The following is a 25,146-nucleotide window of genomic DNA, read 5'->3' on the forward strand; positions in this document are numbered from 1 at the left end:
ATCTGAGGGAGTTCTTCGTTTTCCATTTTTTTCTTTTTGGGGACTAATTTCTGATTTTTTATCCACGAAAAGAAGTTTTACTCTTCCTTTTTTTAACATCTTCAGTTTCAGATTGTTTCTAATGCGTTTGCCCTGAGGGAGAAAATTTGAAAAAGGAACTGTCCTTTCCTGAAAAGGATGGGGACTTTAATCTAACCGGTAACTAACAAAAGCAATTCGTTTACTATCCGGTGCCCATGAGTTGACATTGATGGTTCCTTGCCCGCCGAATAGTTTTATCAGGGTTTTCGGTTCGCCGCCTTTTGCGGGCATCAGGCGCAATTCCACATGTTTGTTGGGTAGATGTTCGCCCGGTTCCAAATCACCCTTATGATAAGTGATAAAGACGACTGATTTGCCATCGGGAGAAATATGTGGAAACCAGGAATTACGGGTTTCGTCAAACGTCATTTGCGTCTGCTCCGAACCGTCTGTTTTCATTCGCCAAATCTGCATCAACCCGGTTCGTACGGAGTTGAACCAAATATACTGTCCGCATGGAGAGTATTCCGGTCCGTCGTCTAACCCTTCGGCTGTAGTGAGCCGGATTTCTTCGCCTCCTTCAGCCGGTATGACGTATACATCGTAATTACCGTTTCGTTCGGCGCAATAGGCCAATTGCTGTCCATCCGGGCTCCATCCGTGCAGGTAGCTTGGTCCTAAAGGGGTGATAAGGCGCGGAGTGCCACCTTCGAAGGGAAGGGTATAAACACGCGATTTGTAGTCTTCTTTCGTTCCGTGGCTAATGGCTATTTGTTGTCCGTCGGCAGCGATGACATGGTCGTTATTGCAACCTCGGGCAAAACCTGTGTTTATCTGTTCCGGTTCACCGGGTGAAGTAGGAGAGAGCCGATAGAGTTTTCCTTCGCTGTTATACACTAACCACCGTCCGTCAGGTGTCCAGTTGGGAGCTTCAATCCGGTAAGGAAATTCTTTTACAATGGTTCTGTTACCATTCGTCACGTCCAGTATTTCGAGTATGCTGGTGAGCTTGTTTGCCTGCTGGGCGGTTGTTGCCAAGGCGAATGTAGTAAAGAGGAGAATTAAATAGGATTTCATATATCATTGCATTAATAAGGTGCTGCAAGATACATTTTTTATAGGAAATAATAACCCGGTTTTCATTCTTTTCTTTCGGGAGGAAGGTAATAACCGTATGGGATTAGTTCTTCCTTGTCTTTTATTTCTTTAAGATAACATTGGTCCAGCAACATGATACGGTTCACTATTTTGTGAACTTCGCGGAAGTTATGGTCGGTCAGGATAATCCCCTTGGTACGGGCGCTTTCGGCTATATGCCTCCTGATTTCCTCGGCCGCTATAGGTGAAAGGCCGTTGAAGGGTTCGTCCAGTAGCAAGTAAGGAGCTTGACTGTAAAGGATTAGTTTTATTTCGAGATAGCGGATTTCTCCTCCTGATAGATGAGCTGTTTTGTTGTTCCGGGATTTGAAAATAAAACGGTCACCTAAAAAATGTTTTACTTGCTCTTTAGGTACATATAGTGCTGCGACTTGACTGACCGTCAAATAGCTGGGAAGAAAACCGTGTTGAGGCAGATAAGCGACTTGCCGGGTATGATAGGCACTCCCTTTGATGACTTGTCCGTTTATACGGAGAAAACTCCGGTCTCCTTTCAATGTCCCGAAAATGATATTCAAGAGCGTGGATTTACCGGTTCCGTTTCTGCCGAACAGACCGATAATATCTCCCGGTTTACAGCAGAGATAGACGTCGGTGAGGACGATGTTATCACCGAATGATTTCAGGACGCTATCCACTTCCAGGCATGTACACATAGGCGGAAAACTTGATAAAGAATAAAACATGAACTTGCGGATAGCAGAAAGGTTGCGGCCCAAAGACGGACTTTCCCAATCCCCTGATTATAAAAGAAGAAATATTCCTCTTTTTGAGTCAGCTCTTTATATAAAAAGTTCATACCTAATCCCGCTGTCGGAATCAGGAGCAGACAATTTTTGAGCGTTTCGTTTGTGAGCACTTTGAAATCTGTCGTCAAAGGGAACACTATCGCCATGATTACTCCTGTAAAGATACTGGGCAACCAGGTACTTCGAAAGAATGCGTAGTAGAGTCGAAAACGAATCATAAACAATTAATCGGTTGTGGCAAATATAAATATTTATTTAATAGTAAATTACTTGATTATCGTAATGTTTCTCGTATTTCATATTTTTAATGAAGATAACAAGAAAAAAGAGGTATTGCAATATATTCAATTGCAACACCTCCTCACAGAAACTATTATCTTAATTCGATTATACGTTGAAACGGAAATGCATGATATCACCGTCCTGCACGACGTATTCCTTACCTTCCACGCTCATCTTTCCGGCTTCTTTTACCGCAGCTTCAGAACCTAACGTGATATAGTCGTTGTATTTGATGACTTCGGCACGGATAAAACCTTTCTCGAAATCGGTGTGGATAACGCCGGCGCATTGCGGAGCTTTCCAACCCTTATGAAAAGTCCAGGCACGGACTTCGTCAGGGCCTGCCGTGAGGAAAGTTTGCAGGTTAAGGAGTTTGTAGGCTGATTTTATCAGGCGGTTTACCCCGGACTCTTCCAAGCCTATTTCTTCCAGGAACATCTGTCGTTCTTCGTATGTTTCAAATTCTGCAATTTCACTTTCAATCTTGGCGGCAACGACCAGTATTTGGGCGTTTTCGTCTTTGACGGCTTCACGTACGGCATCCACATATTTATTCCCGTTTACCGCACTGGCTTCATCTACATTGCAGACATACATAACCGGTTTGTTAGTCAACAGGAATAGGTCGTGGGCGATTTTTTCTTCATCTTTTGTATCGAAAGTAACGGTACGTGCACTTTTCCCCTGTTCAATGGCTTCTTTGTATTTACAAAGTACCTCATAAGCTATTTTAGCCTGTTTGTCGCCACCGGTTTGTGCCTGTTTCTGTACTTTTGCAATACGGCTGTCAATTGTTTCAAGGTCTTTGATTTGCAATTCGGCATCGATAATTTCCTTGTCACGAACCGGGTCTACGCAGCCATCTACATGTACGATATTATCGTCGTCGAAACAACGCAATACATGCAGGATAGCGTCTGTTTCGCGGATATTCGCCAGAAACTTATTCCCCAATCCTTCCCCTTTGCTGGCTCCTTTTACCAAGCCGGCTATGTCTACGATTTCGACGGTTGTCGGGATGACACGTTGAGGATGTTCTATTTCTGCCAGTTTATTCAATCGTTCATCCGGTACAGTGATGACTCCGACATTCGGTTCAATTGTACAAAACGGGAAGTTTGCAGACTGTGCTTTTGCATTCGATAAGCAGTTGAATAAAGTAGACTTTCCTACGTTCGGAAGGCCCACGATGCCACATTGTAATGCCATTCTATTTAAATGTTATGATTTATTTTAACCTGTTTTTTCCGGCAGCAAAGATAACCAATTCTTTTGTCAAAGTGATACTACATTTGTAAATAATCAGGCCTCATCCTTCCTGCTTATGCAGGTTTATTCGGACGAGGCCTTTCTTACATTCAGAAAAAAGGAAAAAATCTTTATTTTTATTTTGGACGATATTGGGGGAGAGGATATTGAATCTCAAAAATTAAGGACCGGACGCACTTGTTGGCGACTTCTTTTTGAAAGAATATCAAGACTGCTTGTCTCCATATCAAATGCAACCCCTAAGTCGATTACACTGTTATCCCGACACCAATATTTCTCGTCATTTAGTAAACTTCCCTGTAATTTGAGGAGAGAGGAGTTTATTGTCTGTTTTTTATTATAGATGGAAGTCAAATCCAGCGTATCGGGCAGATGCCAATTACCCGAGCTGTTTTCGGAAATAGTTTCACAATAAATCAATGCGTCATAATAATTGAGGCTTTGTTCGTGAATAGCTAAAACCGTGCCTTTATACATTGTAATTTCAGGTTCGGCCATTATTTCACAGCCTTCCTTTCCCGTCCGGATAATGATTCCTCCTGCATAATAACTGCCGGCAACGGGAGTTATCAGTTCCGGCAAATGTATGCCTAAAGCTATCTTATATCCTTTATCGGGGAAATAATAAAGAAAACTACTTAATGGAGTGGTGAAACGAATAGAACGGATGTGAGTCGCTTCGTCGGGGATAGCTATTGAAATAGCCCGGTTTGATATTTCCGTATCCGGTGTTATGAAATGGTATAAAGAAGATGTCTCGGACGTAAGTTCGAGTGCTGCTTTTATGACTGGTTCCGGAAGATTTTCTGGGAATATGAAATACATAACTATTCGATTGTTCCATCCGTTCCCAAAGATGGAAAATATAAAAAAAGCGTGGGAACTGTCATCTATCCAAGCAAGAGGTATCGCCAAACACCTATCCAGCAGATAGACAACAGCCCACGCTTAATGTTTATATTCTCTATATACAAAAAACGTGAGGCATTTGTTGTCTACTGTCCTTACTGGATGGAAAATTGGCGATTTTCTTGCTTAAGGACAATATGATAACGCTTTGTTTTTTTATTTATGTAAACTTGCTACAAGTTCATAACAACTTCGACAAAGATAATGAAAGAATTGATAAATAAGAGTAGTATTCCATTTTGTCTTGCTATTTTCTTGTAGAAGGTTTAAATTTTAGTTTCATTAAAATAGGATTATCTTCTTCCTTTAGTTTGGATGCAATCACTTTAAGTTGTTCATTGGCAATCTCGTTGTTTTGGTAAGCTTCGACCAAATCCATTGCTTCTAAAACGACCAGACCGTATCCGTAAGGTACGGATGTGATATTGATAGATTGTGGATCATGAGTACGCGAGGTAAAATCCTTGTTTCGGTAAATGGGTTCCATCCATTCTTGTGTAGCTCGATTATACATATATGTTTTTTCTCTTTTCTCGTGATTAGCTATCATATCGTCCATCGTAGTTGTGACATTCCGGGCTAACCGGGTAACCCATGCATATTGGTCGTTCATGCCCAAAAAAAATAAAAGAGGGGCTTCCTCATCTTTTGTCGGAGCTTGAAGTGGAATCATTACAGGTTCTAAATGTTTGTCTGCATGTAAGATAAAGACGGTATCTAAGGCTACATCTGTCAACCAAATTTTGTCGCTGCAACTGTATATTTGAGGTAAATAACCATGTGCATGACTGACTTTTCCATCCTCCATCGTGACATGTCGGTTGCTTGCGATGAATCGTGGAATTTCAAAGGACAGAGTATCACTTTTTCCCGTATCTTTGGATATTGTATAAAATGGCCGATAGGGCGTTTTCGTATATTCATTATTATAGCTGCATAGCAGATAATTTTCATTCAGATTCTTAATATTCAATCTCATAATATCTTCTTTCAGCAAAGTACGCAGATAATTCCCGGAGAAATCATATACTTTTAAACTACCATAATCTGCAATGAAAACTTCTTTCCGTTTCCAATCGACAATATTTGCGATGACGGCCGTGTATTCTTCCGGTCCTTGACCTCTTCTGCATATATGTCCTTGTAATTTTTGTCCTTTATTGTCGAACAAAAGTATTTCTCCGGCTTTACCTCCTCTTGCTACAATTCCTTCCTCGGAAATCTGGGAAAAAGAAGAGTTTACGAGAAAAGAATCGGATGAGGCAATAGGAATATATTCTATATCGGCAATATCCTGCAAAAAGATATTTTTGGAGGGATAGTCTTTTGCCACGTTTACTACAATTATTTCAGTCGTTTCGTTATTTTTCTGTTTGCATGAACAGATGACTACTAGCAAGCATAGAAGTAGGAATATGTGTTTCATCTTCGATTTGTATTATTGGATATTTGTTTACTTTCTGTTCTTCTTAATGGGCTTCCAGCCAATTTATGCCTTCTCCGCAGTCGGCGATTAACGGTACTTGCAACTTGATGACTCCTTCCATTTCTTCCAATACTATCTGTTTTACTTTTTCTAGCTCGTCTTTGTAAACATTGAAGTTTAATTCGTCATGAACCTGAAGAATCATTTTACTTTTCAATCCTTCTGTTTCGAAGTGATTGAAAATACGGACCATTGCCACTTTTATGATGTCGGCGGCACTTCCCTGGATGGGAGCATTAATTGCATTTCGTTCGGCATAACCGCGTACGATGGCATTGTGCGAACTGATGTCTGGCAGGAAACGTTTACGTTTGTAGATGGTTTCCACATAGCCTTTTTCTCTCGCTATTTCGATACTTTCGTCCATATAGGCACGAACGTCCGGATAGGTTCGGAAGTATCCTTCAATCAGCTCTTTTGACTCCGAACGGGGAATGCTGAGCCGTTCCGCCAAGCCAAAAATGGAAATTCCATAGATGATACCGAAATTGGCAGTTTTGGCCTTCCGGCGCATGTCGGAAGTAACTTCTTCTACCGGGATATTATATATTTTGGCAGCCGTAGCAGCATGGATGTCCGCTCCGCTGCGGAAAGCTTCTATCATGTGTTTATCGCCGCTGAGGTGTGCCATGATGCGAAGTTCTATTTGTGAATAGTCGGCGGAAAAGAATATACATTCTTCGTTGTCGGCAGTGAAAGCTTTGCGTATTTCACGTCCGAGCGCATCGCGGATAGGAATGTTTTGTAGGTTCGGATTGGTGGAACTGAGGCGGCCCGTAGCCGTTACAGTTTGGTTGAATGAGGTATGTATCTTACCTGTTTTCGGATTTATCAATTCCGGTAAGGCATCGATATAGGTGCTCAGTAATTTCTTGATTCCCCGGTATTCCAGCAGCTTACCGACAACCGGATGTTTGGAACGCATTTTTTCCAATACTTCTTCGCCTGTGCTGTAACTGCCGTTTTTTGTCTTTTTAGCTTTTTCTTCAATCTTGAGATGTTCGAAAAGAACTTCACCGACTTGGCGGGCGGAATTGATGTTGAACTCCATACCGGCTAATTCATAAATTTCTTTTTCAAGATTTTTAAGTTCACTTGTCAGTGTAATGGAGGACTGTTTGAGTGCGAATGTATCGAGAGTGACTCCTGTCACCTCCATTTCTGTTAAAACATAGATAAGAGGCATTTCAATGTCATAGAATAAAGATTCGATGCCCTGCTTTTTCAGTAGGGGTTCGAAATAGTTTCTCAGCTTCAGTGTGACATCTGCATCTTCAGCAGCATATTCGGCTACTCGGGCAACTGCTATATCACGCATGCAAAGTTGCTTTTTCCCTTTTGGTCCGATTAACTCTTCGATATGGATTGTTTTATATTTCAGGTAAGTCTCGGCAAGGTAATCCATCCCGTGACGTAATTCCGGATTGAGCAGGTAATGGGCAATCATTGTGTCGAACAAGGCCCCTGCTACCCGGACTCCATATTTCCGGAGGACGAGTATGTCGAATTTGATGTTTTGTCCGATTTTCTGAATTTTCGAATTTTGTAGGGCAGGGGTGAAGATAGCGACAATTTTATCCGCTTCTGCCTTTTCAGCCGGAACGGGGACATACCAAGCCTCGTTTTCTGTTACAGCGAACGACATTCCGACCAATCCGGCGCTAAGTGGGTCTACACTATCGGTTTCCGTGTCAAAAGCAAAAAAATCCCGACTCTCTAAAAATGCGGCTAATTTGTGCATTTCTTCTTCATTATCAGCAAGATGATAGTTGTGAGGAGTCGACTTTAAGTCTTTGAGAGTTGAATATTTGCGCGGAGCTGGGGAGTCGGTCGCAAATTCTTCAAAGAGCGAGCCTTGAATCGGTCCCTTTTTTGGGGTAGGAGGAGTCGTTGTAACTTTCGGTTGCTTTTTTTCGTCTCCATTATCAAGCTTGTTAATAAATGTTCTGAATTCTAATTCAGTGTAAATCTTCCTCAGACTGTCTTCATTTACTTTTTCACGTATGCAAAGGTTGGCATCAAATTCTATAGGAACATCGGTTTTGATGGTAGCGAGAAATTTAGAGAAACGGATTTGCTCTGCATTCTCGATTACTTTCTTTTGAAGGGAACCTTTTAGTTTATCGGTATTCTCCAACAAGTTTTCGATTGTTCCGAATTCGGTAAGTAACTTCTGTGCCGTCTTTTCTCCGACTCCCGGACAACCGGGGATATTGTCCGAACTGTCACCCATCAATCCCAACAGGTCTATTACCTGCTCGACGGAGGTGAGGCCGTATTTGCCGAGCACTTCTGGTATTCCCATGATTTCATAGTCGCCGCCAAACTTAGGTCGATACATAAATATATGTTCTGAGACCAACTGACCGTAATCTTTATCGGGTGTCATCATATAAACTTCGAAACCTTCCTTCTCCGCTTGTTTGGAGATAGTGCCGATAACATCGTCGGCTTCGTAGCGAGGCACTTCCAGGATGGGAATATTATAGGCTCCGATGATGTCTTTGATGATGGGGACGGATTGACGGATAACTTCAGGAGTTTCTTCGCGTTGGGCTTTATATAGTTCGTAGGCCTCGTGGCGGAATGTCGGTCCTTTGGGGTCGAACGCAACGGCAATATGACTTGGGTTTTCACGTTTCAGCACATCTTCCAAGCTATTGATAAACCCGAAAATTGCCGAAGTATTCATTCCTTTTGAGTTGATACGCGGATTTTTAATAAAGGCGTAATAGGAACGGTAAATCAATGCATAAGCATCTATGAGAAATAACTTCATCGCTTTTAACACGTTTTAGTGTGACATTTGTTGGTAAATGTACGAAAAAACTCGCTTACTCAATACTTTTTGTTACTTTTGCGCATCTTAGGATAGATTATGAAGGATAGAAGTAAAATAGAAGAACCGGTTGCCGCGGAGTTTAAACGCTTTAATGATGAGTTTGTCGCTTCACTTCAAAGCGAGACGAATCGATTGCAATCGGCTATTAAACAAATAATGAATGCTACCGGCAAGCACGTACGTCCTTTATTGGTACTTCTTGCGGCTAAGGTATGTGGGCGCGTGACGGAGGATACGATTAATTCGGCTGTCTTGTTGGAATTGCTTCATACGGCAACGTTGATTCATGACGATGTAATTGATGAGACAAAACAGCGTCGGGGAGTACCTTCGCTGAATGCAATCTTCGACAATCGCATATCCGTGCTGGTGGGTGATTATGTCCTTTCTACCGCATTGATTCGTTCTATCCAGACAGGAAACCTGCAAATCATAGGTATTGTCTCCAACTTGGGCCGCGACCTTTCCGAAGGAGAAATCAAACAGTTGGAAACAGCTGAAGAGAGTATTCTTGACGAGGCTTGCTATTTGCAGGTGATACGCAAGAAAACAGCCATGTTGCTTTCTGCCTGTACGGAAATAGGAGCTATTTCGGCTGGTGCTTCTCCCGGTTTCGTTGAGAAATGTCGTGAGTTTGGTGAATATTTAGGTTATTCTTTCCAGATTAGAGATGATATATTCGACTATTTTAAAGAAACGAATATCGGCAAGCCAACCGGTAATGATATTCGTGAAGGTAAAATAACACTTCCTCTTTTGTATGCCCTCAAACAGGGTGGGGAAGGGGCTGAACATTGCCTGCGAATTATTAGGGGAAAAGATTTTTCTACTGAGAATATAGACCTGTTAATTGATTTTGCCAAATCGAACGGTGGTATCGAGTATGCTGAAAAACGTATGCAGGAATATCATGACAAAGCTCTTGAGGTTCTTTATACTTTGCCGGAGTCTCCGGCTCGCGAGGCTTTGAGTCTTTTGGCCGATTATATAGTAGAACGGCAGAAATAGTTTTTACTATTGAAAGACTTTCCTTTTCTGTCCTGTTTCGGCATATTTTATTTGCTTATAATTTTTATTTTCTTGCATGGAACTCTCTGCGAAGATGTGTATAAAAAGTCTTGGCAGTGAATTTTATACGATTATCAAAATGTCACTATGATAGCGGGTAAATGGGATTAGTATGGCGGGTAAAATAAATTACCCGCACATGTAACCCTTTTTCACATATCAATCCGATTGCAAAACACTCAAAAGATGAACATTCTGTTATTTGGAGGAATATAGTGGAAAGAAAGATTTGGAGTTCTTTAAAGGGAATATATGAATGAGGAAAAGTTGGTAGAAAATGAAATCAACACTTGGATGTAGTGGGTGAACTTGTGTCCAAGTGTTGATTTTATGGATGTTCGAGTCTTCACAGGAGAAGATAAAGGTGTATATCATTTATAATTATCAAATGTTAAATTAGAGACTACCATAAATCCATTCAATTTGGCTATTCTGTCGAGGACTCCATATATTTAAAGTTTGTCCTGATGTGTTATATTTTACATTTATAGTAATTGTTGTCATTTCGAAATTTCCATTTATGACTGTTGCAGAGTATCCTAACTCATTATTTTTTCCTGTTGGCAAAAAACCACATTTCGGCGATTCTAAAGGAATTGCGTATCCATCTGACATTGAAATTCTTTTAGTCAATAAATATTCATCAACAATGTATACTACATATGGATCTACTCCGATAATCGCTGCTAAATTTGCTCCAAAACTCATTTTGGAGTCTTTATATTTATAAGAGAGTTCATCATAGCCTTTTACTGTCTGGATGATAACATTCGCTTTTGTTGATAAAAAGGGATTCTCATAGTTGGATATTGTTAGATCTTTACACAAATCCTCAATAGAATTAACGAAAATCACGGAAGTATCTTCTTCCATCCAATATAATTGAGCATTATCTCCTTGCTTATCAGAAGGGATGATTTCATTTGAACAAGCAGCCAAAGTGAATGTACAGATGGCATAGCTAATAAATAGAATGTGTTTCATAATTATTTATGTTAATTAATTAATAATATGGTAAAGTTATTTATTTATTTACAATAAATCGTCATGGATAGCGTTATTTTTTTGTATCAATTGTAATAAAGGTATGAATAAATTCTTATGCTTGCTGTCAATGTTGTTGTTGATGACAAAAGTATATTCCCAATCAGTGTTTATTGAGAATGGTGTTTCTTTATCATCGTTGCAGAATGTTTATGACCAAATGATTTGTAAATATCATATGAATGTTGGGGTTAATTATTTGGATAAGAAATGGTGCTTTTTGTCTAGTAGTTTGGGATATCTTCGGAAAGGGGGACAGTATTCCTATTTGTACGCAGAAGAAATAGGGAAAGAGAGTAGCCTTTGTCATAATGAAAGTGCCAAATATGTAACACTAAATACTTTGTTCAACTTGAAATATGAAAAGTCAAATATGATATTTTATCTGGGTATTGGTCCCCAAATTGGAGTAAATGTTGGTAATAGTATTATTTCAGATTACGATAAGTTGAAGAAAATTAATTATTGCTTAAAATCTACTTTAGGAATTAATTGTTGTTTGAATCGTTTCTTGTTAGGTGGCTCTTTTGGTTATATACCTACACTTGGACATATGTTTGAGACAAAAGAGGGAAACGATAAAACATTTACAGTTTCTCTTTTGGTAGGATATATATTATGATTCCATGAAGTTGTGTCAAAAAGAGTTACTCAAAATGTAATTGATTTTACTTATGAAGTTCTTTTTGACACAGCTTATGTTTATTTGCCTAAGCGATGTTCTATATCTTCTACCAGGCTGCTTGCCCCGATGCGGAATAAGTCTTTATTTAGCCAATCATTGCCCAAAGTTTCTTTCACAATCGTATAGTACTTGACAGCATCTTCAGCGGTACGAACGCCTCCGGAGACTTTGATGCCGACTTTACGTCCTGAGATGGAATGGTATGTTTTAATTGCCTGACACATGGTGTAAACGGCTTCAGGGGTAGCTCCGGGATACCCTTTTCCGGTAGAAGTCTTGATAAAGTCAGCATTGGAATAAAGGGCCAATATCGCTGCTTTTTGAATATTTTCGGGTGTGACAAGTGCACCGGTTTCCAATATGACTTTTAGTTTGGCTCCACGGCAACTCTCCTTGACTTCCTGTAATTCTTCAGCTATTTCTTCATAATTTTCTTCCATGAAATAACCAAGATTCATGACCATGTCAATCTCATTCGCTCCCTGCATAGCCGCTATGGCTGCTTCTGCAATCTTGACTTCCATGAAGGTTTGGGAGGAAGGAAAACCTCCGGCTACGGAAGCGATATTGACGTCTTGTGCCGTGAGGGCCTGTTTGACTGTTTCCACAAAAAGAGGATAGGTGCAGATGGCCGCAACGTTAGGTACGTCGGGGCGGATTCCTTCGAAATCGTTTACTTTATCAACCAGTTTCCAGATACTTTCTTTTGTATCGATACTGGTGAGGGAGGTGAGGTCGATGCAACCGTGTATTTGCTTCAATACTTCCGGAGTAAAATTCTCTTTTTCATGTTTTTCGAGGATGGATTTTACTTTTCCGGCAATCAGTTCTTCACTTCCGGCAGCTTCAAATTTGTTGAAAGCCTGCTGATATTTATTGGTATGGAGATGTTCGGAGTCTTGTTCATGTTCATGTCCGCATCCACAAGCGTGATTATGTTCGTGTGTCATATTCTATAATTTTTTATTGTTTATATGTCGTTCTTTATCCCGGTCGGTTTTCTTTTGCAGATTTTTCTCGAAAGCGGCGGTCAGGTCTACCCCGGTTTGATTGGCTAAGCAGAGCAAAACCCAAAGAACATCTGCCATTTCATCGCCTAGGTCACGATGTTTGTCGCTTTCTTTAAATGACTGTTCGCCATAGGTACGTGCCATGATGCGAGCCAATTCGCCCACTTCTTCCGTCAGGATTGTCATGTTGGTCAGCTCGTTAAAATAGCGGACGCCATACGTTTTAATCCAGTTGTCCACTTTTTCCTGTGCTTGCTGAAGAGTGATTTCTGCCATTTTATTCTTTGTTTTGTGAGTCAATCAGGATGGTGACGGGCCCGTCATTCAATAATTCAATCTTCATATCGGCACCGAAAGTACCTGTTGCCACCTCTTTTCCCAGCTGCAAACCCATTTCCGAACAAAAAGTTTCATACATGGGAATGGCAATCTCCGGTTTCGAAGCATGGATGTAGGAGGGGCGGTTTCCTTTCTTTGTGGAGGCATGCAAGGTGAATTGACTTACCACCATAACTTCACCGCCTGTTTCAATGACAGAACGGTTCATAACCCCGTTTTCATCGTCGAAAATACGCAGATTCGTTATCTTTTTGCATAACCATTCGATGTCTTCCTGCGTATCCCGGTCTTCTATGCCGACCAATACAAGTAAACCTTTACCTATTTTAGACTTCAATTGTCCGTCGATAGTGACGGATGCATACTGAACTCGTTGTGTAACTGTCCTCATCTCTTTATTTTAAACCATTTAATAATGCTTTTGTTTTCGCTTCTCCGATTAATTCTTTCAATTCCTCGAAGTTCGCTTCACGTATCCGTTTTACGCTTTTAAAATGACGTAAAAGTAATACTTTTGTTTTTTCACCGATGCCTTTTATTGTATCGAGTTCCGATTTTGTTTGGTTTTTGCTTCGTTTGTCTTTATGGAAAGTGATTGCGAAGCGGTGTACTTCGTCTTGTATCTGGGTAAAAAACTTGAACATATAGCTTTGTATCGGCATACCGATTGTCTCCGGCGGGAAACCGAAAAGGAGTTCGGATGTGCGGTGGCGTCCGTCTTTGGCTAACCCGGCAATCGGTATATCAAGATGGAGTTCGTCCTGTATGATTTCGCGTACGACCTCCATTTGTCCCTTTCCACCGTCTGTTATGATTAAATCGGGCAGGGGAGTGCTTTCGTCTATCGCACGTTGGTAACGGCGGCGTACTACTTCCTTCATGGATGCATAATCGTCAGGGCCTACCACTGTTTTTATGTTGTATTTCCGATAATCTTTCTTCGATGGTTTCGCCATTTTGAAAACAACACATGCTGCTACAGCATCACTTCCCTGTATGTTGGAGTTATCGAAGCATTCGATATGTGCCGGCAGCTTGGGCAGATGCAGCGTGTCTTGTATCTCTTTTAGCAAGCGGGTACTTCGTTGTTCCGGATTTAGCTTTTCCGCTTGTTTTAATTTATCTACTTTATATTGCTTGACATTCATCTCGGAAAGTTCAAGCAACTTTCTTTTATCCCCCCGTTGTGGAATAGTAAAAGAAACATTTTCCAGCTCCATATCCAACTGAAAAGGTACGATGATTTCGCGTGCTGTGCTTTTGAAGCGGTTGCGCATCTCTACGATTCCTAAGCTAAGTAATTCCTCCCGGCTCTCTTCCAGGCGTTTTTTGTATTCGAATGTGTAAGCTTGTACGATGGCTCCGTTTCCGATATGCATAAAATTGATGTAAGCAGAATGCTCGTTTTCCGCAATCGAGAATACGTCTATATTATGCAACATGGGAGTCACTACGGTGGATTTGGAACGGTAATTTTCGATGACATCATATTTTTCTTTTACCTTTTGTGCTTCCTCAAAACGTAGTTCGGCGGCTAATGTTTGCATCTTTTCATAGAGATGTTTACTGATTTGTGAAATGTTGCCGCGTAGAATTTCTTTTATTTCGGAAATGTTTTGTCGGTATTCTTCTAATGTTTGTAGTCCTTCGCATGGCCCTTTGCATCGTTTAATATGATATTCCAGACATACTTTATAACGTCCTTCTGCAATTGATTCCGGGGTAAGCGGATATTTGCAGGTTCGTAAAGGATACAAATCTTTGAGCATTTGTAGCATTACCTTTGCCGTATAAAGGGAAGGATAGGGCCCGTAATATTGCGAACCGTCGCGTACGATATTGCGTGTTTGGAAGACGCGTGGAAAATATTCGTTCTTAACAACAATCGACGGATATGTTTTATCGTCTTTCAACAATACATTATAGCGGGGACGATATTGTTTGATTAAGTTGTTTTCAAGAAGGAGTGCGTCTTCCTCCGTATCGACAACAATGTATTTGATGTCGCGGATTTGCTTAACGAGAACGCGCGTTTTATTACTATCGTGCTCTTTGTTGAAATAGGAAGAGACACGACGTTTCAGGTTTTTAGCTTTCCCTACATATATAATAGTCCCCCGTTCATCAAAATACTGGTAGCAACCAGGCTTTTCCGGAATAACGGAAAGTATCATCTTTATATGTTCGTTCTTGTCTGTTGTCATCTTTTAATTGTTTACATCCTATTCCCAGAACTTTAGCCTCTCTTGCTAAAGTAAATGTTTCACGTGGAACATTTGCGGTTTATCTCCCGAGAAGCACCAGTAATATATTGATATCGCTGGGGGAAATACCTGGGATACGACTTGCTTGGGCAATTGTATCCGGGTCTATTCTTGTCAGCTTTTGGCGGGCTTCGGTGGATAAGGACTGGATTGAATTGTAATCAAATTTACCTTTGATGTGAATGTTTTCAAGTCTGTTTATCTTGTCTGCGATGATTTGTTCGCGTCGAATATAGCCGCTGTATTTGATTAATATTTCTGCCGCTTCAATAATTTCTTCTTTACGCGACGCCGGAACTTTGTCCAGTTCCTCACGAAAAGCAGGAATAAGTTCTGCCATATTCTCCAATGTGACTTGCGGACGAGGAATCAGCTCTATCAATTTGCATCCGTGCGAAAGCGGGGTCGTACCCAATGCTTCCAGGCCACTGTTGATGTGTTGTGGCTTGATGGAATAGTTTTGAGTAAAAGCAATGATAGAATCCCGGCTTGCTCTTTTTTCAATCAGTAGGTCATAACGTTTTTGTTTGGCCAGCCCCATTTTGTAGGATTTCTCCGTTAAACGCATGTCCGCATCGTCTTGTCGAAGCAGAATACGGTATTCGGCCCGTGAAGTAAACATGCGGTACGGTTCGTCTACTCCCTTCGTTACGAGGTCGTCTATCAGCACTCCGATATAAGCTTCATCGCGTCCTAATACAAAAGGCGTACCGCCATGACAATTGATATGCGCGTTAATTCCGGCCATCAATCCTTGTCCGCCGGCTTCTTCATATCCGGTTGTCCCGTTAATTTGTCCGGCAAAGAACAGGTTGCGGATTTGCTTTGTCTCCAGATTATGATGAAGCTGTGTCGGGTCGAAGAAGTCATATTCGATGGCATATCCCGGACGGTAAATCTGAATATCGCGAAAAGCGGGAATAGTTTGCAGTGCACGTATCTGGATGTCGATAGGAAGAGAGGAAGAAAAACCATTCAGGTAATATTCTTGTGTCGTTTCCCCTTCCGGTTCGAGAAACAGTTGGTGTTGGGGCTTGTCCGCAAATGTTACGATTTTCGTTTCGATGCTGGGGCAATAGCGCGGTCCGATACTTTTTATTTGTCCGTTATACAGCGGAGAGTCGGGGAGTCCCTGGCGTAATACCTCGTGGCAAGCTTCATTTGTAAAAGTAGTCCAGCAGCTGAGTTGCTTCAATACATGATGCGGAGTGTCCATATAAGAGAACTTATGGAAATCGTTTTCTCCGGGCTGTTCGGCCATTTCATCGAAGTGAACGCTTCGCGCGTCGATACGGACAGGTGTTCCCGTTTTCATGCGTGCCGACTTTATTCCAAGCGAAATCAGCTGCTCGGTCAAGCCCGTTGCGGCCGGTTCTGCTATACGTCCACCCCGTATCTGTGTCCGTCCGATATGGAGCAAACCGTTCAGGAATGTACCGTTGGTCAGAACAACACTTTTAGCATGAAATTCGACATTCATACCTGTTTTTACCCCGCACACGGTATTTCCGTCCAGCAGTAGTTCGTGAACAGTATCCTGCCAGATATGAAGATTGGGCATGTTTTCCAATATTTCCCGCCAACATTCGATAAAACGTGCTCGGTCGCTCTGGGCACGCGGACTCCACATTGCCGGCCCTTTGCTCCGGTTCAGCATGCGGAACTGGATAGCCGTACGGTCTGTTACAATTCCCATATATCCGCCTAAAGCGTCGATTTCGCGAACGATTTGCCCTTTGGCGATGCCTCCGACGGCAGGATTGCAGCTCATTTGCGCAATCTTGTTCATATCCATTGTGATGAGAAGTGTCTTCGAACCCATATTGGCGGCTGCCGCTGCTGCCTCACAACCGGCATGTCCCGCACCTACTACGATTACGTCGTAATTAAAAGTCATTGTCTGTTATCTCTTTATTTCAGGTACAAAGATAAGCATACATGTGCATTCCGGTATCATAGTTATAACTTTTAAACAAAAAGGGTACATCCTTCTCAAAAAAAAACCGTACGCTTTTTTGGAAAAAAACGCAATTGTTGTAGCAGGTAAACTTAAAATACCTATCTTTACGATAAAATAAGAATAATACTTATCTTTCATAAAGAAACGTGGTATATTTAAACAAGCTCTGCTTTCCTTGTAGCAAGGGTCGGAATAAAATAAAAAACATGATGAAATGTAGAAAAGGGACGGTTCTGTTTGTCGGAACGCTTTTGTTTTTGTGGATGGGAACAAGTTGTTTTTTAAACGGAAAAAATAGAAACTCGGAACAATCTTTGCCGGCTGACTCGGTATCCGCCCTTCCTAATGATGAATCCGCTTCTGAGAATGATTCTACTGAAATAATAGCAGAGGAAAGCACTTCCTCTTTTACTGTCCCGGCAAGGTATTTGACGAAAGAATACTTATTAGGGAAAATCAATCAACGGCAAGATTCGGACTTTATGAATGTTTTGCCGGAACATACACCTTACAAAGTACACTTGTTGCGGGAGACATACGAAGCTTTTATTAAGATGTACGAAGCAGCGAAAAAAGAGGGTGTGGAGCTTCGAATCATTTCGGCTGCAAGAACCTATGACGACCAATGTAATCATTGGAATGCCAAATGGAAAAAACTGAGCAGTAAAGATGAACTCGATACCGATTTGAAGAAAACTCTTTATTTACTAAATTATTGCGCCTTGCCTGGAATTTCACGCCACCATTGGGGGACGGAGATTGACTTGAACAGCCTACAGTTGGCTTATTTTGAAACAAAAACCGGAAAAAAAGTCTACGAATGGTTGCAAAAAAATGCAAACTCGTTCGGTTTTTACCAACCTTATACTCCTCGTGACGCTCCAAACAGGGAAAAAGGTTTTTGCGAGGAAAAATGGCATTGGAGCTATCGCCCCTTGTCCGGTGCGTTTTTAGTTAAGTACAAAGAACTGATAACTGCGAACGACATTACCGGTTTTGCAGGCGATAATACAGTAAAGAATCTAAATCTAGACGAATGGATTAATAGCATAAATCCTGATTTGATTATCAAGTAATCAACCATTTCTGCTTATTAAGCAAAGCTGACTTTATTGCAGGATACGGCATTCTTCCGGTAATATCGCCAATGCCTTGTTTTCGTTTGCTTCCATAATCTCGCGTTCTCCCGGGCCTTTGTCGTTAATGCCGCAAAGATGGAGGATACCGTGGATAATTGTACGGTGAAGTTCTTCGTTATATTCCGTATGGAAAGCTTCGGAGTTGGTTTTGACTGTATCCAAGCTGATAAAAAGGTCTCCGGAAATCTTATTTCCGCTTGTATAATCGAATGTGATAATATCCGTATAATAATCGTGTTGCAGGTATTGGCGGTTTACCTCCAAAATCTTTTCATCGGAGCAAAAGATATAGCTGACGTCGCCAACCTTTTTCCCGTACGTCTCAGCTACAGCCTTTATCCAATTGCTTACCGCCCGCTTTTTAATGGAGGGCAATTCAATCTCTTCAGCGTAAAATGCGATTGCCATATTCTTTAATTCTTTATTTGTTTTTTGTTTGAGAGGAATAAACTGGAATACCTACCCTGTCTATATGCTCTTTTAATGCTTCATTATGAATAGATGAATACAAAATAACATCGACAAAATAAGGAAGTACCGACTCTTCAAAAGCACCCACTAAGGACGAAATGTCATCTTTTGTAATATCAGTGCCTTTTATAGCAAAGTCTATATCCGAACCTGTTTTAAATGTCCCTTTCGCCCGCGAACCGAACAATATGACCTCTTTTACATGCGGCGAACGGGAAAAAATTTTATTAATCAGTTCCCATTCGGATGCCGGGATGCCATACATAGTCTGGTCTATTGCGTTTTCAGCCATACATATAAATCTTTTAGCAGGAAAAAGTATTTTTCCTGAATATCCTTTATTACTTCGGTAGCGATTTCATCATCATACGTGTGAGCTGTCAGGTTACGGTCGTTAAGCGCTTTCAGCCATCTATCGCCATTTTTTATGTAACCGCTTTGATAGGCTTGACGAAGTGTTGCTTTTGGAGAAGGAACGATGAAACCTTCAGCTTCCAGAAAATCCTTTAATGTTTTCCACCCCAGTTCGAATGTGAACTCGTATGTTTGGATGAGACCAGCTTGCAGTAGTGCATTGTCCGGCTCTCCTTTTACGATTCGAATAGCTTCTTCCAAACGAAGAAATGCTTTTTCGAAATTCTGAAAACGTTGTTTCCATCGGATGTCTTGTTCCATATATGCTCTTTTAAAGAAGTTTCATACAATAGACAAAAATACGGAAAAGAAACCAGAGCGCAACAAAATAGGGGCTGTTTTTCCATTCAAGCAGGATGTTCAACTTGCCGTGAAGAAAATATAAGTCAGTAAAACTGCGGCGATGGCTCCTGCCAAATCTGCCAAAAGAGAGCATTGGACTGTATAACGGGTATTTCGGATACCTACGCTTCCATAATAAAGTGCCACCACATAAAAGGTCGTATCACTCGAACCTTGCACTATAGAGGAAAGGCGACCGACAAAGGAATCTGCCCCGTATGTATTCATCGCGTCAAGCATCATCCCGCGGGCACCGCTTCCACTCAGCGGTTTCATCAACATTGTGGGTAAACCTTCTACAAAATGCGTATCTAAACCGATGGCAGCAACTCCCATCCGGATGCCGTTGATAAGAAAATCCATTGCTCCCGAAGCCCGGAAGACAGCAATGGCAACCAATACGGCTATGAGGTAGGGGATAATCGTAATAGCCGTCTGGAAACCTTCCTTTGCTCCTTCGATAAACGTATCGTAAACATTGACCTTTTTGCGGATACCACTTACGATGAAACCGCAAATAATGGTAAATAGCAGCGTGTTGGCAAAGAGGGTGGAATAGAGGGATACCTGTTCCTGTTCCATCGAGTTGAAGAGCCAGACGAGTCCACCGATGAAGAGTGCCAGACCTCCGAAAAACAACAATAAATTCTTCTGTAAGATATTGATGCGTTGCTTGAAACAGACTGCTAATATTGCGACCAAAGTAGAGGTGAAAGTCGCCAACATAATCGGCAGGAATACATCCGAAGGATTGGCTGCTCCCATCTGTGCCCGGTACATCATAATGGTAATTGGGATAAGTGTCAGTCCCGAAGCATTGATGCAAAGAAACATTACCATCGGATTACTGGCTGAATCCTTGTCCGTATTCAGTTCCTGAAGTTGCTGCATGGCTTTCAGTCCCATCGGAGTGGCAGCATTATCCAACCCCAACAAATTGGCTGAAAGGTTCATGAAAATAGACCCCGTCACCGGGTGATTTTCCGGTATGCCCGGGAAAAGTTTGCTGAATACCGGTGCACTCAGCCGGGCGAACGCCTGAATAACGCCTCCTTTTTCTCCTATCTTCATAATTCCTAACCAGAGAGCTAGGATACCGGTTAGCCCTAAGGATATTTCAAACCCGGTCTTGGCGGAAGCAAAGGACGCGTTAATGATATTCGTAAAAACCTCCGTATCTCCGTCGATAACCAGTTTGCACAATGCTACGATAAAAGCAATCAGGAAAAAGGCTATCCAGATATAGTTTAATACCATAATGTGTATTCTTTTATTACAATGGTTACAAAAATAGTAAATAATTGACAATAGATTTGTATTTTTGTTCCGTATAATCAGAATAGTTATGACAAAGATATTAGTAACCTACGACATGTTCCGCGAGGGCTTTACCGAGCTGGAAAGCAAGTATGACGTAATTTTCCCCGAAGGACGCGATTTTACTTACGAAGAAGTGTTTGAAATGATTCCGGAGTATGATGTATTATGCTCGATGTTCGATTTCCCGGTTAATAAAGAATTGGTGGACCATGCTCCCCGTCTGAAAATGGTAGCCAACTATGCAGTCGGGTACAATAATATCGATGTGGCTTACTGTCTTGAAAAAGGAATTACGGTAGCTAACACACCCGACCCGGTAACGGCTCCTACAGCTAATCTCGCTCTTTGTCTGATGCTCGATACCGCGCGCCGTGTGACCGAATGCGACCGTAAACTGCGTACGCTCAGGCACGAGATGAAAGTCGGCGTATTGGAGAACCTCGGTGCAAACGTTACCGGAAAGACATTAGGGATTATCGGAATGGGACGTATCGGAAAAGCCTTGGCTAAAAGGGCTAATGCTTGTGGAATGGAAGTGATTTATCACAATCGTCGCCAATTGTATGTTGAGGAAGAAACAAAGTTGAATGTCACATACGCTTCTAAAGAAGAATTACTTGCCAAATCCGATTTTGTTTCCTTGAATGCTCCTTATACGCCCGATACATATCACATTATCGGCGAAGCGGAACTGAAGTTGATGAAACCCACTGCTATCCTGATAAATACTGCCCGTGGACCGCTGGTTGACGAGCACGCTTTAGTGAAAGCCTTACAGGAGGGAGCTCTTTACGGCGCCGGTCTCGATGTCTTTGAGTTCGGTGATTATCCGTTACCCGAACTGCTTGAAATGGATAATGTAGTGCTTACTCCCCATATTGGTACGCAGACATTGGAGACGCGAATTATCATGGCCCGTACGGTCTGCAACAATGTTATCGGATTCCTGGAAGGCGACCGCCCTGTGTCACGTGTCCTGCGTCCATGACGGCTGCGTTTGTATTGAACGAATTGCTTTCGATGGCAAATCCGGAGAAGGCGGCTTTCTTGCAACGGTTCTTTAAGACCGGTCCCGGACAATATGCCGAAGGTGATGTTTTCCTTGGCTTGGTTGTTCCTCTGACCCGTAATATCGCGAAAGCGAATAAGCAGACACCGCTCTCTGAATTACAGCTCCTGATGGAAAGCGAATACCATGAAGCCCGCCTGTGCGCCCTGTTGATTGTTGCCGAGCAATTCAAAAAAGCTACTGAAACGGAACGGAAAGAATTGTATGAATTTTACCTGAAAAATGCCAGGCGCATTAATAATTGGGATTTGGTCGACGTCACCTGTCCGCATGTAGTCGGTGCTTATCTGCTGGATAAAGACCGTTCGCGTCTGTATGAGTTGGCCGAAAGCGACAACCTTTGGGAACAACGTATCGCAATGGTTTCGACTATTTCTTTTATCCGTAACAGGGAATATGCCGATACGTTGGCTTTGGCGGAACTCCTGATGACCCATAAGCATGATTTGATGCACAAGGCTGTCGGCTGGATGCTTCGTGAAATCGGAAAAAAGGACCGGGAGACGCTGACGGAGTTTTTGGAACAGTATGCCACCCGTCTTCCCCGTACGGCTCTCCGGTATGCAATCGAGCATTATCCGGAAGAACAGCGGCAGTATTTCTTAAAGAAGAAATAAAAACAGGATGGACGAAAAGGTAAAAAATCAACTACTGAAATGGGCGCAAACATATAACATACAGTCTTTTATAAAAGATGATCCGGTTCAGTTTCCGCACCGTTTCTCAAAAAAACAGGATATCGAAATATCCGGTTTCCTTACTTCTTGGATTTCTTATGGACGGCGTGAACTGATACTCCGCAAAGCCGACTGGTTGCATGAGCGTATGGGGAGCAGTCCGCACGAATGGATTATGGAAAAAGGGTATAAAACCTTGCCGTCGCTTGTTTCTTCTTCCGGACGGGAGACTTTTTATCGTTTTTATACCTTTTCCGACCTTCGTGTCCTTTGTGCTCGATTGAATAAGATTTATGCGGAATATGATTCGCTCGAAGATGCTTTGGCTGTTAATCTGTATCCGAATCCCATTCATAAGTTGCAGGATATGTTTGCAGGAGTCAAAGGCATTCCGGTGATGAACGGGACTTCCGCTTGTAAACGTCTGGCTATGTTTCTCCGTTGGATGGTTCGCAGGGACGGAATTGTAGATTTCGGTATCTGGCAAACAGCTGTTCATCCGCATCAATTGATTATTCCATTAGATACGCATGTCCATAGTATTTCGCTGGAACTGGGACTGACTGAACAGAAGTCCGCTTCCCTGAAAACGGCTGTCGAAATAACGGAAGCTCTTTCCCGTATTTTTCCAAACGACCCTTGCCTCGGTGATTTCGCTCTTTTTGGGTATGATATTAATAAAAAGAAAAATATATGATGGAAAAGGAAATGAATAAAATAAATTCTGTTTGTGTTTATTGTGCCTCTAGTACGCAGATTGCTCCTGTCTATTTCGAGGCGGCTGAAGAATTGGGCCATTTGCTGGGTGAGCGGAAATTGCGGGTGATAAATGGAGCCGGCAATATTGGATTGATGTGTACCGTATCGGATGCAACCTTGGAAGCCGGGGGAACTGTGACAGGGGTTATTCCCCGCTTTATGGTGGAACAAGGTTGGTATCATAAGGGTTTGACGGAACGAATCGAAGTGGATACCATGCACGAACGCAAGCAATTGATGGCTGATATGGCTGATGCCGTCATCGCTTTGCCTGGTGGTTGTGGAACTTTGGAGGAATTGCTTGAAATCATTACTTGGAAGCAATTGGGACTTTTTTTGAATCCAATCGTAATCTTGAACGTCAACCATTTCTACGATTCTCTTCTCGAAATGCTTCAAAAGGCAGTCGATGAGAATTTTATGCATAAGCGTCATGCCGATATCTGGGCAGTTGCTTCTACTCCAACCGAAGCTATCCAGCTTATTTACAGTCTACCTGTTTGGGATAAAAACGCTCGCAGTTTCGCAGCCGTTTAAATGTTTCTCTTTTTTTATCTATCTGTTGATTCTCCGCTTGTGGTGAAAGTTACTTGCTTTAATTTTTTTGCACAAAAAAGTTTGGTTATTAATCTCATATTTACTTTTTTCGTAAAATACAAATTGTTCTTGAGCCTTTTATTACTCTTACATTAAACACTTGATGTTTTCTATTACTGATTATTTGCATGCACTTTCTTAAATCTTTAATTTATGAAGCACCTTATCTATTATTTACTTTTTTGTTTCCTCTTGTTGGGTGGAAGTTGCCAAAGCAGGAAAGCTGTCGTGTTGAATAAAGTGATAACTTTATCAATAAAAGGGGATTCTAAAGAGATATGGAATAGCTCGGAAGCGTTAAAGAAAATATCACTCAAATCTTTGCGTGTATTGATTGTGGACGGCACAGATACAAAAACAGCGACTCAATTTCATGATCCGCTGTATTTAACCATTCCAGTCAAAAGCCCGCTAAGTCTGGATAGTTTGATAGAAAGCCGGTTTTATAATCGGTATGTTCTGGATGCATTCTTCAGATATTTACCCAGAAAGAAGTCTGTTCAGATAATTCAAGGGAAGATGTCCGAGGAAGAATTAGATTCTTTGTTATATGCCGGTAAATATGATATAGTCATAGCGGCCCGGCAAATCAAGTTCGATTATAAATGCAGATACGATAATTTATATTATACGAATCCAGATTCTGCATTTTCAATATCAAGAGAGAATACTAGATCTTTTAGTCTTCACAATATAGCTGATCCTGTATCTGATCTCGCATCTATTCGTCCTTCTGTTGCTTATTCTTTTGATAATAACAAGAAAATACCTCACCCCTATACTCGTTTTGTAACTTATATTACCGATTGGGAATTAAGGAGGGTTGTACCTCTCGGTCGAGAGATAAATTCTCAGTTGCTTATACAGCAGGGTGGTATAATTGATTATTCAAAAGATTCTAACGAAGAGGAATTACTTATTTCCATTGCCAAAGAAGCAGGAAAAAGTATTGCGGAGGTTTTTAACTGATTATTCCTTTTATAGAGAGGATTATGTAAAGGATTTATAGGAATAATATTAAAAGCTGTAAATCGCTTTCAGTATTTAATCTTTATTTTGTAAATTGAGTTTAGTTATAATTGTTTAATCCGTAAACTGATTTCAGGAAAAGCCATTTGATATTACCTCTCTTTCGTTTCACGTTCGTTGAACGCAAAAGTGACGAACGTAAAACGCAAAAAATACGTTCGAAGCTTTTGCGTTCAACGAACGTAAAACGAATAAGACATAATAACCTCAGGGCAAACGCATTAGGAATAAAAATCAAAAGCC

At 41.5% G+C, this 25,146-nt stretch carries 26 protein-coding genes; 8 read left to right on the forward strand and 18 right to left on the reverse strand.

Annotated elements, in window-relative coordinates; genetic code table 11:
* Window positions 1-186: 186 nt before the first annotated feature.
* The 7 genes from DW103_RS16315 to polA form a co-directional block, all read right to left on the reverse strand.
* On the reverse strand, window positions 187-1,098 hold the full coding sequence (locus DW103_RS16315; protein ID WP_122278063.1) for a TolB family protein: 912 nt from the start codon (window positions 1,096-1,098) through the stop codon (window positions 187-189).
* A 62-nt stretch (window positions 1,099-1,160) separates the two neighbouring features.
* Window positions 1,161-1,835 (reverse strand): ATP-binding cassette domain-containing protein, encoded by a 675-nt coding sequence (locus DW103_RS16320; RefSeq protein ID WP_122278065.1) that lies wholly within the window; start codon window positions 1,833-1,835, stop codon window positions 1,161-1,163.
* Complete coding sequence (locus DW103_RS16325) at window positions 1,802-2,146, reverse strand: hypothetical protein (protein WP_122278067.1); 345 nt, start codon at window positions 2,144-2,146, stop codon at window positions 1,802-1,804. The genes DW103_RS16320 and DW103_RS16325 overlap by 34 nt, the downstream gene beginning before the upstream one ends.
* A gap of 169 nt (window positions 2,147-2,315) precedes the next feature.
* Window positions 2,316-3,419 (reverse strand): redox-regulated ATPase YchF, encoded by a 1,104-nt coding sequence (gene ychF / locus DW103_RS16330; protein ID WP_122278069.1) that lies wholly within the window; start codon window positions 3,417-3,419, stop codon window positions 2,316-2,318.
* Between the two features lie 213 nt (window positions 3,420-3,632).
* Window positions 3,633-4,304, reverse strand: a complete 672-nt coding sequence (locus DW103_RS16335; protein ID WP_122278071.1) for a hypothetical protein — start codon at window positions 4,302-4,304, stop codon at window positions 3,633-3,635.
* A gap of 331 nt (window positions 4,305-4,635) precedes the next feature.
* Entirely contained in the window at window positions 4,636-5,814 is a 1,179-nt protein-coding gene (locus DW103_RS16340) for a 6-bladed beta-propeller (RefSeq protein ID WP_122278073.1), read from the reverse strand.
* A gap of 43 nt (window positions 5,815-5,857) precedes the next feature.
* Entirely contained in the window at window positions 5,858-8,653 is a 2,796-nt protein-coding gene (gene polA, locus DW103_RS16345) for a DNA polymerase I (RefSeq protein WP_122278075.1), read from the reverse strand.
* Between the two features lie 99 nt (window positions 8,654-8,752).
* Between polA and DW103_RS16350 the strand changes: the two genes are divergently transcribed.
* On the forward strand, window positions 8,753-9,724 hold the full coding sequence (locus DW103_RS16350) for a polyprenyl synthetase family protein (RefSeq protein WP_122278077.1): 972 nt from the start codon (window positions 8,753-8,755) through the stop codon (window positions 9,722-9,724).
* A 456-nt stretch (window positions 9,725-10,180) separates the two neighbouring features.
* Here DW103_RS16350 and DW103_RS16355 read toward each other — a convergent pair whose 3' ends face one another.
* Window positions 10,181-10,768 (reverse strand): hypothetical protein, encoded by a 588-nt coding sequence (locus tag DW103_RS16355; RefSeq protein ID WP_122278079.1) that lies wholly within the window; start codon window positions 10,766-10,768, stop codon window positions 10,181-10,183.
* 103 nt (window positions 10,769-10,871) lie between these two features.
* Here DW103_RS16355 and DW103_RS16360 point away from each other — a divergent pair, with 103 nt between their 5' ends.
* Complete coding sequence (locus DW103_RS16360; protein WP_122278081.1) at window positions 10,872-11,450, forward strand: hypothetical protein; 579 nt, start codon at window positions 10,872-10,874, stop codon at window positions 11,448-11,450.
* Window positions 11,451-11,530: 80 nt separating this feature from the next.
* On the opposite strand, the gene deoC is transcribed toward DW103_RS16360, so the two are convergent.
* From deoC to mnmG, 5 genes are all read right to left on the reverse strand, one after another.
* Complete coding sequence (gene deoC / locus DW103_RS16365; protein WP_122278083.1) at window positions 11,531-12,463, reverse strand: deoxyribose-phosphate aldolase; 933 nt, start codon at window positions 12,461-12,463, stop codon at window positions 11,531-11,533.
* Window positions 12,464-12,466: 3 nt separating this feature from the next.
* The gene (locus tag DW103_RS16370; protein ID WP_122278085.1) at window positions 12,467-12,799 is read right to left on the reverse strand and encodes a nucleotide pyrophosphohydrolase; all 333 of its coding nucleotides are present in this window, start codon (window positions 12,797-12,799) and stop codon (window positions 12,467-12,469) included.
* Between the two features lies 1 nt (window position 12,800).
* Window positions 12,801-13,253, reverse strand: a complete 453-nt coding sequence (dtd, locus tag DW103_RS16375) for a D-aminoacyl-tRNA deacylase (RefSeq protein WP_122278087.1) — start codon at window positions 13,251-13,253, stop codon at window positions 12,801-12,803.
* Window positions 13,254-13,257: 4 nt separating this feature from the next.
* Complete coding sequence (gene uvrC / locus DW103_RS16380) at window positions 13,258-15,066, reverse strand: excinuclease ABC subunit UvrC (protein WP_122278089.1); 1,809 nt, start codon at window positions 15,064-15,066, stop codon at window positions 13,258-13,260.
* A 79-nt stretch (window positions 15,067-15,145) separates the two neighbouring features.
* Entirely contained in the window at window positions 15,146-17,023 is a 1,878-nt protein-coding gene (mnmG, locus tag DW103_RS16385; RefSeq protein WP_122278091.1) for a tRNA uridine-5-carboxymethylaminomethyl(34) synthesis enzyme MnmG, read from the reverse strand.
* 269 nt (window positions 17,024-17,292) lie between these two features.
* Between mnmG and DW103_RS16390 the strand changes: the two genes are divergently transcribed.
* A complete protein-coding gene (locus tag DW103_RS16390; RefSeq protein ID WP_122278093.1) occupies window positions 17,293-18,162 on the forward strand; it encodes a M15 family metallopeptidase in 870 nt (289 codons plus the stop codon).
* Window positions 18,163-18,195: 33 nt separating this feature from the next.
* Here DW103_RS16390 and ybeY read toward each other — a convergent pair whose 3' ends face one another.
* The 4 genes from ybeY to DW103_RS16410 all read right to left on the reverse strand — a co-directional run bounded on the left by ybeY (window position 18,196) and on the right by DW103_RS16410 (window position 20,709).
* Window positions 18,196-18,633, reverse strand: coding sequence for an rRNA maturation RNase YbeY (gene ybeY / locus DW103_RS16395; RefSeq protein ID WP_122278095.1), 438 nt, complete (start codon window positions 18,631-18,633; stop codon window positions 18,196-18,198).
* A 13-nt stretch (window positions 18,634-18,646) separates the two neighbouring features.
* Window positions 18,647-18,988, reverse strand: coding sequence for a nucleotidyltransferase family protein (locus tag DW103_RS16400; protein ID WP_233545718.1), 342 nt, complete (start codon window positions 18,986-18,988; stop codon window positions 18,647-18,649).
* Complete coding sequence (locus DW103_RS16405) at window positions 18,970-19,371, reverse strand: nucleotidyltransferase substrate binding protein (protein ID WP_122278097.1); 402 nt, start codon at window positions 19,369-19,371, stop codon at window positions 18,970-18,972. Before DW103_RS16405 ends, DW103_RS16400 begins: the two co-directional genes overlap by 19 nt.
* A gap of 99 nt (window positions 19,372-19,470) precedes the next feature.
* Window positions 19,471-20,709, reverse strand: coding sequence for a nucleoside recognition domain-containing protein (locus DW103_RS16410; protein ID WP_122278099.1), 1,239 nt, complete (start codon window positions 20,707-20,709; stop codon window positions 19,471-19,473).
* A gap of 88 nt (window positions 20,710-20,797) precedes the next feature.
* Here DW103_RS16410 and DW103_RS16415 point away from each other — a divergent pair, with 88 nt between their 5' ends.
* The 5 genes from DW103_RS16415 to DW103_RS16435 all read left to right on the forward strand — a co-directional run bounded on the left by DW103_RS16415 (window position 20,798) and on the right by DW103_RS16435 (window position 24,843).
* Complete coding sequence (locus DW103_RS16415) at window positions 20,798-21,760, forward strand: 2-hydroxyacid dehydrogenase family protein (RefSeq protein ID WP_122278101.1); 963 nt, start codon at window positions 20,798-20,800, stop codon at window positions 21,758-21,760.
* Entirely contained in the window at window positions 21,757-22,458 is a 702-nt protein-coding gene (locus DW103_RS16420; RefSeq protein WP_122278103.1) for a DNA alkylation repair protein, read from the forward strand. The genes DW103_RS16415 and DW103_RS16420 overlap by 4 nt, the downstream gene beginning before the upstream one ends.
* A 7-nt stretch (window positions 22,459-22,465) precedes the next feature.
* Window positions 22,466-23,215 (forward strand): TIGR02757 family protein, encoded by a 750-nt coding sequence (locus DW103_RS16425; protein ID WP_122278105.1) that lies wholly within the window; start codon window positions 22,466-22,468, stop codon window positions 23,213-23,215.
* Between the two features lie 11 nt (window positions 23,216-23,226).
* Window positions 23,227-23,814, forward strand: coding sequence for a TIGR00730 family Rossman fold protein (locus DW103_RS16430; protein ID WP_122278111.1), 588 nt, complete (start codon window positions 23,227-23,229; stop codon window positions 23,812-23,814).
* 213 nt (window positions 23,815-24,027) lie between these two features.
* Entirely contained in the window at window positions 24,028-24,843 is an 816-nt protein-coding gene (locus DW103_RS16435) for a hypothetical protein (protein WP_122278107.1), read from the forward strand.
* A 100-nt stretch (window positions 24,844-24,943) separates the two neighbouring features.
* Here DW103_RS16435 and DW103_RS18520 read toward each other — a convergent pair.
* Window positions 24,944-25,146 (reverse strand): hypothetical protein (locus DW103_RS18520; RefSeq protein WP_233545719.1); only part of this gene is annotated, 203 nt, incomplete at its 5' end.

This window comes from Parabacteroides sp. AM08-6 (genome assembly GCF_003473295.1).
Lineage (GTDB): Bacteria > Bacteroidota > Bacteroidia > Bacteroidales > Tannerellaceae > Parabacteroides.

Bases quoted from the DNA above. Each gene is read 5' to 3' on its own strand.
- DW103_RS16410 (WP_122278099.1), bottom strand. From the start codon at position 20,709: ATGGTATTAAACTATATCTGGATAGCCTTTTTCCTGATTGCTTTTATC.
- DW103_RS16335 (WP_122278071.1), bottom strand. From the start codon at position 4,304: ATGTATTTCATATTCCCAGAAAATCTTCCGGAACCAGTCATAAAAGCA.
- DW103_RS16405 (WP_122278097.1), bottom strand. From the start codon at position 19,371: ATGGAACAAGACATCCGATGGAAACAACGTTTTCAGAATTTCGAAAAA.
- DW103_RS16390 (WP_122278093.1), top strand. From the start codon at position 17,293: ATGATGAAATGTAGAAAAGGGACGGTTCTGTTTGTCGGAACGCTTTTG.
- dtd (WP_122278087.1), bottom strand. From the start codon at position 13,253: ATGAGGACAGTTACACAACGAGTTCAGTATGCATCCGTCACTATCGAC.
- DW103_RS16320 (WP_122278065.1), bottom strand. From the start codon at position 1,835: ATGTGTACATGCCTGGAAGTGGATAGCGTCCTGAAATCATTCGGTGAT.
- polA (WP_122278075.1), bottom strand. From the start codon at position 8,653: ATGAAGTTATTTCTCATAGATGCTTATGCATTGATTTACCGTTCCTAT.
- DW103_RS16355 (WP_122278079.1), bottom strand. From the start codon at position 10,768: ATGAAACACATTCTATTTATTAGCTATGCCATCTGTACATTCACTTTG.
- DW103_RS16360 (WP_122278081.1), top strand. From the start codon at position 10,872: ATGAATAAATTCTTATGCTTGCTGTCAATGTTGTTGTTGATGACAAAA.
- DW103_RS16325 (WP_122278067.1), bottom strand. From the start codon at position 2,146: ATGATTCGTTTTCGACTCTACTACGCATTCTTTCGAAGTACCTGGTTG.
- DW103_RS16435 (WP_122278107.1), top strand. From the start codon at position 24,028: ATGAAGCACCTTATCTATTATTTACTTTTTTGTTTCCTCTTGTTGGGT.
- DW103_RS16420 (WP_122278103.1), top strand. From the start codon at position 21,757: ATGACGGCTGCGTTTGTATTGAACGAATTGCTTTCGATGGCAAATCCG.
- uvrC (WP_122278089.1), bottom strand. From the start codon at position 15,066: ATGACAACAGACAAGAACGAACATATAAAGATGATACTTTCCGTTATT.
- DW103_RS16370 (WP_122278085.1), bottom strand. From the start codon at position 12,799: ATGGCAGAAATCACTCTTCAGCAAGCACAGGAAAAAGTGGACAACTGG.
- ychF (WP_122278069.1), bottom strand. From the start codon at position 3,419: ATGGCATTACAATGTGGCATCGTGGGCCTTCCGAACGTAGGAAAGTCT.
- DW103_RS16425 (WP_122278105.1), top strand. From the start codon at position 22,466: ATGGACGAAAAGGTAAAAAATCAACTACTGAAATGGGCGCAAACATAT.
- DW103_RS16350 (WP_122278077.1), top strand. From the start codon at position 8,753: ATGAAGGATAGAAGTAAAATAGAAGAACCGGTTGCCGCGGAGTTTAAA.
- DW103_RS16400 (WP_233545718.1), bottom strand. From the start codon at position 18,988: ATGGCTGAAAACGCAATAGACCAGACTATGTATGGCATCCCGGCATCC.
- DW103_RS16415 (WP_122278101.1), top strand. From the start codon at position 20,798: ATGACAAAGATATTAGTAACCTACGACATGTTCCGCGAGGGCTTTACC.
- ybeY (WP_122278095.1), bottom strand. From the start codon at position 18,633: ATGGCAATCGCATTTTACGCTGAAGAGATTGAATTGCCCTCCATTAAA.
- deoC (WP_122278083.1), bottom strand. From the start codon at position 12,463: ATGACACACGAACATAATCACGCTTGTGGATGCGGACATGAACATGAA.
- DW103_RS16315 (WP_122278063.1), bottom strand. From the start codon at position 1,098: ATGAAATCCTATTTAATTCTCCTCTTTACTACATTCGCCTTGGCAACA.
- DW103_RS16430 (WP_122278111.1), top strand. From the start codon at position 23,227: ATGAATAAAATAAATTCTGTTTGTGTTTATTGTGCCTCTAGTACGCAG.
- DW103_RS16340 (WP_122278073.1), bottom strand. From the start codon at position 5,814: ATGAAACACATATTCCTACTTCTATGCTTGCTAGTAGTCATCTGTTCA.
- mnmG (WP_122278091.1), bottom strand. From the start codon at position 17,023: ATGACTTTTAATTACGACGTAATCGTAGTAGGTGCGGGACATGCCGGT.